Origin of the sequence: Mucilaginibacter sp., from assembly GCF_039921305.1 — a bacterium.
Taxonomy (GTDB): Bacteria; Bacteroidota; Bacteroidia; order Sphingobacteriales; family Sphingobacteriaceae; genus Mucilaginibacter.
In genome coordinates this window covers 58,431-71,587 of record NZ_JBDSCA010000022.1, presented here as the reverse complement: position 1 = coordinate 71,587, position 13,157 = coordinate 58,431, and the positions used below count along the sequence as shown (strand labels likewise).

Annotated in this window: 11 protein-coding genes; all 11 read right to left on the bottom strand. The window is 45.0% G+C overall.

Translation table 11 applies throughout. The features are described 5' to 3' along the window. Positions 1–310: 310 nt before the first annotated feature. Complete coding sequence (locus ABIN91_RS05805; protein WP_348049417.1) at positions 311–1,273, bottom strand: sterol desaturase family protein; 963 nt, start codon at positions 1,271–1,273, stop codon at positions 311–313. Between the two features lie 12 nt (positions 1,274–1,285). After that, positions 1,286–1,459, bottom strand: a complete 174-nt coding sequence (locus tag ABIN91_RS05800; protein ID WP_348049415.1) for a hypothetical protein — start codon at positions 1,457–1,459, stop codon at positions 1,286–1,288. Beyond that, positions 1,456–1,629 (bottom strand): hypothetical protein, encoded by a 174-nt coding sequence (locus tag ABIN91_RS05795; RefSeq protein ID WP_348049414.1) that lies wholly within the window; start codon positions 1,627–1,629, stop codon positions 1,456–1,458. The genes ABIN91_RS05800 and ABIN91_RS05795 overlap by 4 nt, the downstream gene beginning before the upstream one ends. A 23-nt stretch (positions 1,630–1,652) precedes the next feature. Next, the gene (locus ABIN91_RS05790) at positions 1,653–3,257 is read right to left on the bottom strand and encodes an arylsulfatase (RefSeq protein ID WP_348049412.1); all 1,605 of its coding nucleotides are present in this window, start codon (positions 3,255–3,257) and stop codon (positions 1,653–1,655) included. Positions 3,258–3,259: 2 nt separating this feature from the next. Further along, positions 3,260–3,988: a rhodanese-like domain-containing protein gene (locus ABIN91_RS05785; RefSeq protein WP_348049410.1), complete on the bottom strand. Its 729-nt coding sequence runs from the start codon at positions 3,986–3,988 to the stop codon at positions 3,260–3,262. A 15-nt stretch (positions 3,989–4,003) separates the two neighbouring features. Next, positions 4,004–5,869, bottom strand: coding sequence for an arylsulfatase (locus ABIN91_RS05780; protein ID WP_348049408.1), 1,866 nt, complete (start codon positions 5,867–5,869; stop codon positions 4,004–4,006). A gap of 53 nt (positions 5,870–5,922) precedes the next feature. After that, entirely contained in the window at positions 5,923–6,339 is a 417-nt protein-coding gene (locus tag ABIN91_RS05775; RefSeq protein WP_348049406.1) for a rhodanese-like domain-containing protein, read from the bottom strand. 1 nt (position 6,340) lies between these two features. Beyond that, positions 6,341–6,811 (bottom strand): hypothetical protein, encoded by a 471-nt coding sequence (locus ABIN91_RS05770; protein ID WP_348049404.1) that lies wholly within the window; start codon positions 6,809–6,811, stop codon positions 6,341–6,343. Between the two features lie 2 nt (positions 6,812–6,813). Beyond that, positions 6,814–8,373 carry a RagB/SusD family nutrient uptake outer membrane protein gene (locus ABIN91_RS05765; RefSeq protein WP_348049402.1) on the bottom strand — a complete coding sequence of 520 codons (1,560 nt, stop codon included), beginning with the start codon at positions 8,371–8,373 and terminating at the stop codon, positions 6,814–6,816. Positions 8,374–8,408: 35 nt separating this feature from the next. After that, positions 8,409–11,546 carry a TonB-dependent receptor gene (locus tag ABIN91_RS05760; RefSeq protein ID WP_348049400.1) on the bottom strand — a complete coding sequence of 1,046 codons (3,138 nt, stop codon included), beginning with the start codon at positions 11,544–11,546 and terminating at the stop codon, positions 8,409–8,411. A gap of 448 nt (positions 11,547–11,994) precedes the next feature. Then, positions 11,995–13,152: a formylglycine-generating enzyme family protein gene (locus ABIN91_RS05755; protein WP_348049398.1), complete on the bottom strand. Its 1,158-nt coding sequence runs from the start codon at positions 13,150–13,152 to the stop codon at positions 11,995–11,997. Positions 13,153–13,157 lie beyond the last annotated feature (5 nt).

Genomic DNA, 13,157 nt, shown 5'->3' with positions numbered 1-13,157 from the left:
TGATTTGCGCCTGATAGCAGATTTAGACTTATAAATTTTTTGGTTCAAATAGTAAATGTGTTTATAAAAAAACAACAGATGCGTATAGACTGGACATTCCGGCACCATTGACACCTCATTCTGGAATATCTGAAAGCTTGTTCCGTAACACTTTTACCATATCAATTCATTGATTCTTAATTGCGATTTTGTAAGGTGTTTACACAATTGGGTGCTCTACATCCTACACAATCGCCTGGTCAAGCCTCCCGGAATATCCACTCCCCCAAATACCATGAGCATAAACCAATAAGAAGATAGCTGTTGATGTTTAGATATATACAGGCCCTTTTTGGAGCTTATCGGCCCTGCCATTTATAGGGATGGTATCATAGGGGTGTGCGTCTTCACTTGCCTCTGCCTTTTGGATATCCACCCTAACCATCGGCCCGTCGGCTGCAAGTTCACTACCGGCTACATTCGATTTAAAAATAGGCCAGGCCAGTTGCACATACCATGGGTCAGCTTCGTAATGTGATATACCATAAACTGCAGGGTACTGCCTGGAAATATGGGCCGTTCCAAAAATAATATCCCAGATAAAAAACATGTTACCAAAATTACCTTTATAATAGCCTACGCCATCATCAGTAGTGGCGGCATGGTGGGCATGGTGTGTTGCCGGTGTTGATATGGTACGTTCTAATACCCAGGCTATAGGATGCAACGCTTTGTACTGATAGAACGGTTTGTCCCATGGGATACTGGAGTGAGCGAGCGTAGTAATTACGCTTTTGATACCCTTAACAATAACCGCCGGTACACCCAGGCCCAAATAAACCAGCGTTGTAGTAACATAGGTTTGTGAAAAAAATAACGAGTAGATCACATTTTGCCTGCTGGCCATGGCCATACCCATGTAATTAGCAGAGTGGTGGGTACGATGAAAGCGCCATAACCAGGGTAATTCGTGGTGCAGGCGATGATACCAGTATTGGGTAAGATCATCTGTAATGGCTATGATAAGCGCTCCCCAAAAAAACGGCACCCAGGTAAAGGTACCCTTGAGGCCTGGCAGTGCGAGCGGTAAAAATTTGAGACCAAAAAAAGCTACCGCGGGTTTAATTACTAATTTCGGTAATGTGTAACAGGCAATATCCACCCATCTTTCATTTTTATTCCAGCGTTTATTATACAAGCCGAACGAGAATTCGAGCGCACCAAGCACCCACACAAAAATAACGAACCCGTAGCCATCGGCGCCGAGCAATGTTTGTTCAAAAAATTTGATCATGATATTAATGTTTTAACGATTTACAGTAGATGGATTAATTTTTTTAGCGCTCTGGCTTTTTAACCATGGCCGTTGGCCCGTAAAATAAAAGGTAACCAGCATTAGTATCACCGGCAAGGTGTAAATGAATAAGCTCAGGATCGCGTTCCTGAGGATGCGTTGCTTAACAGGCTGTTCGAGTTTCATTTTTGCTGAGTTTGAGGGTTTATATTGGACGTTTGCGTTTGTGCATCCTGATTTGTAAAAACTTTACGGATCAGGGTCAATCCGCCGATGGTGATAATCAGCGGAATAATGGAAATAACGATACCCAGAAGCACCTTTTTTCCTAATAAGTTTACATCATTTAATGTCATAGGTGAGTTATTTAGTAATTTAACTATTCGGTTTTTTTAGCGGCTTTACTCAATTCGTTCCAGTTTTTTACGCCAACATTGGCGGCCCAAGTCAAATATTCTGTTTCCAATTTTTTTACCTTATCAGGATATTTGGCCGCCAGATCATTGGTTTCGGATCGATCATTCACCAGATCGTAAAGCTCCCATCCGGCATGATTTTCTGCTACAAGTTTCCATTGCCCTTTGCGAATAGCGCGGCTTCCTTCATGTTCCCAAAACAGGGCATCATGATCTTTAAAATGCTTTCCGTTAAAGGCGTTTAATAAACTCATACCCTGTGCTGGTGTAAGTTTGTGTCCATTAAATTCGTTTGGATAACTTACACCTGCTAAACTGAGGCAGGTGGGCAAAACATCAATAAAATGAGCAGGTTGCGTGTTAACACTACCGGGTTTGATCACCCCAGGATAGTAAGCGATAAACGGCGTGGCTATACCGCCTTCGTGGGTGTTTTTCTTAAACCCTTTAAATGGTGTATTACTCACATTGGCCCACGGTGTTTCATAACTATCGATAGATGCTACCGAACCGGCCTCGCCCGCTCTTTGGATCACATTGGCCCAGTTCTTCACATCGTCGGCGCTGCCGCCATTGTCGGACATGAAAAGCACGACCGTATTTTTGTCCTTTTTTATCTGTTTAAGCTTAGCTAGTATTTCGCCTACACCGGCATCCATCCTATCTATCATGGCGGCGTAAATAGCCATCCGCGTATCCCATTTATCCTGCTCTTCGGCGCTAAGCTTATCCCAATCGGGTACCTTATCATAACGGGGCGACAGCTTCCAGTCGCTTTTAATAATGCCTGCCGCACGTAGCTTTTGGTAACGTTGCGCACGCAGTTTATCCCAACCGTTCAAATACTTACCTTTATACTTTGCGATATCCTGCGGCAAGGCTTGTATGGGCCAATGTGGCGCATTGTAGGCCACATATAAAAAGAAAGGCTTTTGGTCGTTTTTGATCTCATCTAACGATTTGATGGCAAAGCGCGTGATAGCCTGCGTTAAGTATTCCGAAGTATCGTTCCTGAATACTTGTTTATCGCTAAGCATAAAGGTTATTTTGCTGTCATCGTTGAACAAAGGCACGGAGTTAAAATAACTACTCGCGTTATTCAACATAGTGAACGACCGATCGAACCCACGGTTATACGCCAATGCTGATGGTACCAAACCCACATGCCATTTGCCCGAAACAATGGTATTGTAGCCCGCTTCGGTTTTTAGCAATTGGGCTATGGTAACACAATGGTCATTCAGGTAACCTTGATAAGCCGGATCGCCCCAGTCTTTTACCATATCGCCAACACCGGCTTGGTGCGGGTATAAACCAGTAAGCAATGCCGTGCGCGATGGGCAGCACCTGCCCGCGTTATAAAACTGGGTAAGCTTTAAGCCTTCGGTGGCAAGCCTGTCTATATTGGGCGTATGTATTTCCGAACCAAAACTACCCAGGTCGGCAAAGCCCATATCATCGGCCAAAATGATAACGATATTGGGTTTCGGTTTTTTAGCTTGAGCCAAAGCTGTGCTGCCGGTAAACAGCAGCACAGTAAGGATGAACGGATATTTGAACTTAAACATGTTTAATTTACAGCACTGGCCAGTTTGGTTTTATTGGCGTTCACAGCCTCCTCTATCAATTGTGTTGATGAAAATCCCGACCTTCTCCAAACTTCCTTTTTACCACGATAAAGCACCAGCGTAGGCAATACGTTTATCTTTAATTGTTTGGCAAGGGCCGTGTTATCATACTGTTCAATGCTGATCACCTTGGCGGCGAAGCCTGTTTTGGTTTTCAGCGAATCGAGCACGGGTACTAACCTTTTGCACGCGCCGCAGTATTTAGATCCAATATCTATCAGCACCAGGTCTGCCGATCCGGTTAGCGACTGGTATTGTGACAGCGATAACGCAACCCCTTTTTTGGTGGTCGAAATAATGGGATAGCCCGAACCTACCCAGTTGGCCAGGCCCCCGGGCAATTCGTAAACGGCTTTGAAGCCATTGTTGCGCAATTGCGTCGATAGTATCGAACTGCGGCCATTAGCTATGGAGTAAACGAACGTTGGTTTGGCTTTATCCAACCCATCAAGCGTTTGCTGGTAAGTGGCCGACTTTTGATCCACATTTACCGCGCCTTTTATATGGTTTTGCAAAAACTCTTCGTTACTGCGGGCATCCAATATTTGAGCGGTGCTGCCGGCTTGTTTAAGGTTAGTATTAAATTGCTCCAGGGTAAGGGAGTTTTTGTTTTGGGCATGTACTGTTGCCACGGCAAGCAGTCCCACTATTATTGATCTGAATTTTTTCATGATGTTACAGGTTTATTAGTTGTTGTTCTCTAAATGGTGGATCCGTTTGTTACCTACGTCGCTCATATCAATAAAAGGATAGATATGGTTTTTCCAAGCCTCAGCCTCAAATAATGCTTTAAGCTCTTTTAGCTTTTCAGGATATTTTTTTGCGAGGTCAATGCGTTCGTTAAAGTCTTCATTCAAATTATAAAGCTTCCAAACATCAGCATCGTAGTTAGGCGTATCAGCCGGTTTAACGGTAGGGTATATATTCAACTCCACCGAATTTGGATGGTGAGCGGCCTCTGCCTTCCATCCATCTTTGTAGATAGAGCGGTTGGTGAATATGTAATAATACTGCGTGGTATGAAGCGTAGGGGCTTTAGCATTATTAAAAGACCCGAACAATGATTTACCCTGTAAGGTATCTTGTTTTATACCCTTAATATACTCGGGAATATGTAAACCCGCGGCTTCGATGGTGGTCGGGAAAATATCAGATACGTGCCCGTATTGATTGCGGATGCCGCCCTTTTCTTTGATCAGTTTTGGGTAATAAACGATCAATGGATTATGCGTTCCGCCTTCCGCGTCCGCATCCGATTTCCAGTATTTAAAAGGTGTATTTGCTGCCTGCGCCCAACCCAGTGGGTAATTGGTTGATGCTTCCGGTGTGCCTATGGCTTCCAGCTCTACTTCGTTATTTTTGATATAATCTTGAGTTGGTGTTGTTTTCGCTGGGTTTTTCAACGGTTTGATCACGCCATGGAATGTACCTTCTTTACTCGCGCCATTGTCTCCTATCATTACAAATACCAGCGTATTATCAAATTGCCCGGTTTGTTTTAAATGGGTAATTACACGGCCCACCTGGTTGTCGATATAGGTTAAGTAACCTGCATAAACTTCCATAAAACGGGCATATAACTTTCTTTGATCAGCAGGGAGTTTGGCCCATGCTTCAATAAGTTCGTTACGCTCGGGTAACTGCGCGTAAGCAGGGATATAGCCTAACTTTTTTTGATCTGCGAATACCTTTTCACGGTAAACATCCCACCCTTCGTCAAACTTTCCTTTGTACAGATCGCTCCACTCTTTAGCTACCTGGTGTGGCGAATGTGTAGCACCGGGCGCGTAATATAAAAAGAAAGGCTTATCCGGAGCGGCAGTATGTGCCCTATCGATATAAGCGATGGCCTTATCGGTGATCTGTTCGTTAAGGTTACGGCCATCAGGCTTCACATGAAAGTTGTCTTCCACCAAATGTGGTGGATGGTATTGATCAGTGGCCGATTCGAGGAAACCAAAATGGTGATCGAAACCTTTGCCCGTTGGCCAACGATCGAACGGACCAACATCGGTGGTATCTTCATCGGGCGTTACGCCCCATTTACCAACCGCGAAGGTGCTGTAGCCGTTCTCGCGCAATACTTCGGCAATGGTACCTTTATCAGCCGGGATACGGCCATCATAACCCGGAAAGCCTGCCGCCGATGAAGCATGGGCAAAGTTACCCACATGTACATAGTGGTGGTTACGGCCGGTTAATAACGATGACCGTGTTGGCGCGCAAATACCAGCCGTGTGGAAATTGGTATAACGCAAACCGTTATTAGCCAACGTGTCAAAATTTGGTGTATTGATCAAACCGCCAAACGTCCCCGATGCGCCAAAGCCAACATCATCTAACAATATCCAAACAATGTTGGGCGAACCTGCCGGTGCATGCTGCGGCTTAGGCCACCATTCTTTCGATTCGGCCAAGGTTTTTTTAACCACACCTTTGTAAGTTCCGGGTGTTGATGGCGGGATGTTTTGCTGCGCTACCGCGCCTGATGCCCAAAAGTATAACACGCTTAGAGCGGCTACTTTGGGTAATAATTTAAAGTTTGTTTTCATAAATAGTGGTTTAGTTATCTTTTATAGTTCTGCTGAATGATCATTAATTTATTTTACTGCGCCGGGAAACCCGCCTTTATCAAGCTATCGAGCGCGCCTATGTTATAGCTGCGCACATAGCCCAGCGTTTGCAGACTATCGGTAGCCTTGCCGCTGCGGTTGCCCGAATGGCAATACAGGTATATCTGCTTGCCCTTGCTCAGCTTTTTTACCTGTTCGCCAAAATTGGCCGAGCGGATATTGATATTTTGCGCGTACTTTAAGTGCTGCTTATTATATTCTTCGGGTGTGCGCACATCTACTAGGTAAGCTTTGCCTTGCGCTATTTCATCTATTAAATTAGCGCTCGTTTTAGGCGTAACCGCGATCTTATTCGGGCTTTTTTGTACATAGGGCACATGCGTTTCCTGTGCCTTTAAACCTGTTGCCGCTATCAGCAGCAGCAACAGGATAATGAGGTTCCTTTTCATATTAATCGGCATAGCTTGATCTGAATTTCACACCCCAACGGCCATTCTCTTTGGTGAGGATATACAACGACTCGTAATGACCGATCACACTTCCGTCCTTACGGTAACGGGTAAATTCGGTATCCACATGTACTTTATCGGCAGATGCTTGCACCACGTTGCGGTGGTCCCATTTGCTATGGTCCCAGCCTTGCTTTTGTAGTTCGCCAAATACTTTGTTAGGGTCGCGTAAGCCAGCTTTTTCTAACACCGATATTTTACCACTGGCCAGCCTGTAATGCGGGAACTGGTAGGTACGTTCCCAGCCTGCCAGATCTTTGGCGTTAAACGCGGCCAGGTATTGATCCAGCACTTTCAATACTTCGATCTTTACTTTGGGATCGATCTGATGCGATCCCGAATTTATTGGCTGCTGCGCAAAGGCGGCTTTAAAGCCAATTGTAATTAATAAAATGATGAACATCTTTTTCATAATTACCAACCTGGGTTTTGAGTGAGTTTACCGTTACTATTATCAATTTCTTGCTGTGGAACAGGGAACAGATAGAATTTGCCTGCGACACCTTTGCTTACATTGGTCTTACCCACTTTAAGCAGAGAGGCTTCTAAAATACCGTGTTTATATCCTGTGCCTGATGGGTCCTTTTCGCGGATAAGATCGAACCAGCGCTGGTATTCGAATACGAACTCCAACCGTCGTTCCAAATAAACGGCTTGCCTGAACTGATCTTGCGATAAGCCTGCAATAAGGGGAGCTATACCTGCCCTTATTCTGATCTGGTTAATGGCGGTATAGGCTTTTAGTGTAGGGCCGTTCAATTCGTTTTCGGCTTCGGCATCTATCAGTAATACTTCGGCGTATCTGATGATGGGTACGTTTGCGCCCGATTCGCTCAAGTTACCTACGATGCTGGGATCCCAGTATTTGTTAAAGAACGGCACCGAATCACCTGCTATTTTAGGGTCGTTCAGTTTGCCGTAATATAAGCCGGTAGAAGGGCTTAAAAATCGGGTAACAAAGGTTTCGGTTTTTCTTTTATCACCAGTGGTATATAATTTATACACACTAAAAAAGTGATCAATACCATCAGGCTTGGTAGCATCGGTAACATTATAAAACACGGTTTGATCGGCATAGGAAGCCACAATACCTGGGATACCCGTTAATACAGATCGTGGTGCCTGATTATTACCCTGGCCTAAAGAGTTGGATTTGAACTGTGCCGAGAAAATATGCTCCACACCGTTCTTTGTCGTCGGAAGGAAAACATCTGGGTAGTTAGTGAGCAGCTTGTAAGTACCGCTCGCTATCACACCATCTGCAGCTGTGATAGATGCCTGCCATTTGCCTTCGGTTAAATAAACTTTTGATAACAAAGCTTTTGCTGCACCCGTTGTTGCCCTACCTATATCTGCACTGCCATAGGTCGCTGGTAAAGCGGCGGCCGCCTCGGTAAGGTCTTTTTCAATTTGGGCGTATACTGTGGCTGCGGCTGATCTGCCAATTTGCTGATCGGACAGGCTTACCGAAGTTTGATCGTGTAAAACCAAGGGCACATCGCCATATAATCTCACCAGGTTAAAGTAATATAGCGCCCTCAAAAATTTGGTTTCGCCTATCAACCTTGCTTTCAGTGTGGCATCAAACGAGATAGATGGAATAGTATCGATTGCGATATTGGCCTTTTTTATAGCGGCATAATGTTGCTGCCAGATCTGTAAAACGCGCAACCCGGTTGATGAATGACCTAATACGGCTTGTGAGCGCACATCGGCATTGGTAGCACCCGGACCCGGCCCTTCGTCGTCGCCCATAAAATTCATCCCTGTGTTAAATAGGGTATTATATGGGGTTTGTATGCTGTTGGATCCGGCATTTAATAGGGAGTAAGCCGCCGTTACGGCCGCTACGGCATCCGCCTGAGTTTTGTAGAACTGGCTGGCCGGGATAAACGATGCCGGGCTCTCTGTTAATTTAGCGCACGACGCTAAACCAATTGCCGACAGGATGATGAGATACTTAGATCTATTCATGATGATTATAATGAATTTTGCTGTAAATATTTTTGTTAGAGCGTAACCGATACGCCTGCTATAATGGTTTTACTGTTGGGATAAGCGCCATTGTCGACACCGGAGGTGATGGCATTTTGCCCATTAGTGCTCACTTCGGGATCATAACCGGTATAGTGTGTCCATGTGGCCAAATTAACAGCCGATACATATACGTGTACCTTTTGGATAGGCGACTTTGACAGGATGGATTTTGGTATGGTATAACCCAAGCTCAGGTTTTTTAAACGCAGATATGAGCCATCTTCAATAAAGCGATCAGATATGGTCGCGGCCGGATCTTGAAAAGCGCTATGCACATCAGTATTGGTATTGGTAGCTGTCCACCTGTTAAGCAAGGTAGTTGTAGCGTTAGTATAACCTGTACCTAACTCCAGTATAGCCCGCTGTTGGTTATATATTTTATTGCCATAGGATGTTTGCAGAAAAACACTCAGGTCGAAACCTTTATAATTGAAGGTATTGGTTATCCCGCCAGAAAATTTTGGTTGCGAATTACCCAGTATCAACCGATCGCCGGCCTGGGTTATTTTACCATCGCCATTAATATCGGCATAAGCCTGACCACCTGGCGCTGTGTTAGCTGCCGGGGTCAATGCTACACCAGTTGCTGGGATTAAACCATTGGTCTTGTATCCAATGAACGACCCTATGGGCTCACCTACCCTTAGGATAGATGGCAAGGATGAATCGGGGATGAACTGATCTACACCGTTGCCGCCTAAGCTTAACACCTTGTTACGGTTAATAGCGAATACGATGTTGGTGTTCCATTGAAATGCACCGATCAGGTTATGGGTGTTCAGATTCAACTCAAAACCTTTGTTCTCTACCGATCCAACATTTTCAAACTGTTGCGGGTTGGTGATAGCGGTGTTGGTAATGATGGTTAAGCCGCTGGTAGCAGGTAATGGTAAATAGATGAGCAGGTTGGTGGTTTTTTTATAGTAAACATCCGCTACAAGGCTAATGCGGTCTTTAAGCAAGCCAAGATCGAAACCAAGATCATATTGTGCCGTTTTTTCCCAGGTCAGGTTTTCGTTAGGCAATGTGTTAGGCGCGAAACCGATCACGGTGGTATTACCGAAATTGTAACGGTACGAACCCAATTGCGAGAAAGACTGGTATGGCGGAATATCGCTATTGCCTGTTAAGCCAGCGCTTGCCCTTAACTTTAACTGGGTAATGCTTTCTATGTTTTTCAGGAAAGGTTCGCTCGAAGCGTTCCATGCAAAGGCGGCTGATGGGAAGCTTGCCCATTGGTGGCCGGGCGCAAATTTTGAAGAGCCGTCGGCACGGATAGTCAGTGTCAGCAAGTATTTATCATTAAAACCGTAATTGATCCTGCCCAGGAACGAGTTTAATGCCCACGCGTTATAGGATGATGACGGCGCGATGGCGAATCCGCTACCTGTAATGGAGGTTACACTTCCTGAACCAATGTTGTTAAAGGTGCTAAAATTGCTAACAAAGCCCGATGAACCTGCTACAGCTCCTTCTGCACGGAAAGACTGTTGCGTAAAACCAGCCAATACATTAATTGAATGTTTGCCTGTTTTTTTGACATAGGTCAATGTATTTTCGTTAAGCCAGTTGGTTGAATACAAAGTGCCGGTCTCGGCTAATCCGCCAAAGCCCGAGCCCTCGTAAACTGTTGATGGCAGGTACCGGTTCTGTTTATTATCGATGATATCTACACCGAACAAAACCTTACCAGTCAATCCTTCGAAAAATTTATAATCGCCGGATATGTTGCTCAATATTCGGTTGGTGGTAGTGGTATTGATCTGATTATAAAGCGTATTGATCGGGTTGCCGTAAACCCCTTCGAAAGCATTTTTTTGGAAGAATGTACCATCGGCATTATAAACCGGCGTGGTTGGTGTCATCAACAAAATAGCGGGTACAACGCTGTTGGGTGCTACTTGTGCTACGGTATGCCCTCCGGCTACGTAGGCGCCTATCTTTAATTTATCGCTGTAGTTTTGTTCAACGTTCAAACGGCCGCCGTATCGCTGAAAGTTGGTGTTTTGGAGGGTGCCATCCTGATCGGCATAGTTACCCGAAAAAGCGATACGCGTACGATCTGTCCCGGTAAGGATCGATAGCGTATGGCTTTGGATACCAGCCCTGCGAAAGGCAGCCCCTTGCCAGTCGGTATTAATATTCCCGTAAGGAAATAACGCCGCCGTAGTAGGTGCGGCCTTACCTGTATTAATAAAGGCGTCTGTACGCAAAGCTGCCCATTGATCACTGTTCAGCAGGTCAAGTGTGCGGGTAACTCTTTGCAAACCATAACTACCATCATAAGTAATGGACGACTGGCCCGCTTTACCTTTTTTAGTTGAAATAATGATGACACCGTTAGCACCCCGTGTACCATAGATCGCCGTCGCGGAAGCGTCTTTCAGTACTTCGATGCTTTCGATATCGCCAGGGTTAATGGATGCTAACGGGTTAATGGCAGTACCGCCGGTAACGCCCGCATCTGTTAACGAGTTGCTGTTTGATGTAGGGAAACCATCTATAACGTACAAGGGTTCCGCTACAGCGTTAACCGAGTTAACACCCCGGATTTGCACGGTAGTACCCGCGCCCGGCTGGCCGCTGGCTTGCGTGAACTGAACACCGGATATAGTACCCTGCAAGGCCCTATCGAATGATAGCGAAGGCTGGGCTAACGCCAAAGCTGGCACCGATGCTACCGCGCCTGTGATATCTTTGCGCCTTTGTGTACCATAACCCACAACTACTACATCATTTAGTTGGTTGGATATTTCCTTTAAAGCGATCTCTATCGGACTGCCGTTGGCTATGATTTTAGTTTGCTCATATCCGATGAAGCTGACAATAAGAATATATGGGAATTTTTGACCGGTAACGAAACTGAATTTGCCATCAAGATCGGTAGATACCGCGTGAGTAGTACCTTCAATACGTACCACTGCGCCGGGTAGGGGTTGTTTGGTGGTTGCGTCAACTACCCGGCCTACAAGTTTGGAATTGATGGTAGGTTGGTTTTGCGCGAATGCCGCGCCCGTAAAAAAGCTGAATAAAAATACGATAAGAAAACGGAGGGGTATCCGCGATAAGAAAGGGATATGACCCGTCCTTATATTTGCAATATTTTGCATAATTTTGAACTAGTTTAAAATGACATAAATGAAGCAGGCTCAACGCCAATCGATCTCTGCTTCGTTGTTTTAGATCTCGGGGAAAGGGTAAAACCTTTCCCTATTTTATTTGGTGACCGTGGTATTTATTTTTTCATGGTGTTCTTCCTCCTGTAAGTTATTGCCTGCGACCCGTTCTGGGTCTAGTTGAAATGTTTTAATTAAATTTGATGTGGTACCACAGTTATTATGTGGTGTAGTATGAAATAGTTGCGCTGTTATAAGAATCAACAACAGTAGCAACGCATCCGCATTCGGGCGCTGAAGCCAGTACCCGATAGATTGAATGTAAGATGGATAGGTGATAAATTCATTTTACTTTTTAATAGTCTATTAAATCTATAGACTTACTACAATAGTAAACAAAACGCTTTGTTAGTGCAAAATTTATTTAAAAAAAAATATCTTATTATCTGTCGGCTACGCATCTAAATCCCAGATGCTCCATGCCACTGTCTTCCGTGGTTTTCATGCGACGGGCGACGCGGTACCCCGTACAATAACTTTCGTTACACAAAAAAGACCCGCCTCTCACAACTCTCTTGGGCGCTAAAGGCTCCTCGGGATCATACGACTTGGTTGGCCCTTTAGGATTCTTTACCCCTTTAGGATCAAGCGTTGCATAATAACGGCTATCATAACGGTCGGCACACCATTCCCATACGTTCCCGGCCATATCATAAAGCCCATAACCATTGGCCGAAAAAGAAGCTACCGGTGCCAGGCTATAAAAACGATCTTTTAAAGTATTTCTATAGGGGAAATTACCCTCCCAGGTGTTGGCTTTTGGCTTGCCGCTATTAATATTTTCGTTACCCCAGGGATAAATATTATTAGTGAGTTTACCACGGGCCGCCCATTCCCATTCAGCTTCGGTAGGCAAGCGTTTGCCAGCCCATTTACAATAAGCCAGCGCGTCAAAATAAGAAATATGCACTACCGGGAAATTAGCCTTACCAACAAGTGTGGTGCCAGGCCCGTGAGGGTGTTTCCAATTGGCACCCCTTTTCCATTGCCACCACTGGCTATAATCTTCAAGGCTCACCGGCTTTTTGGAAGGCACGAACACTAACGACGCTGCCACCAATAAACTATCAGGTGGTTTGGGCGTACCGGGTGGCTGCTGTTTTTTAAGCACTTCCCAATCAGGTTTTTGCTCGGCGGTGGTCACGTAGCCCGTCGCTTTTACAAATTTGGCAAATTGTGCATTGGTCACTTCGGTCACATCTATCCAAAATCCATCTACCGAAACCTTATGCTTAGGGTATTCATCCGGTAAAGCCTGCTTGTTATCGGCACCCATCATGTAGGTTCCGGCGGGTATCCAAACCATATGGTCGCGGCTTTTATCACTACCTTGCGGCGATATATTAATACCCGCATTAGCCACAGTTTTAAACCGCGAGGGAATGTTCGACTCGCAGCATAAACTAGTTTTTTTAAACACACTACTACCTGTAGTCTTTACAGCAGCCATGGTGTAGGTTTTATCCTGTTGATGACAAGCCAATGTTAACACCCCAATAAAAGGAAATATTAAATTTGCTACTTTTTTGACTAATTTCATAACGC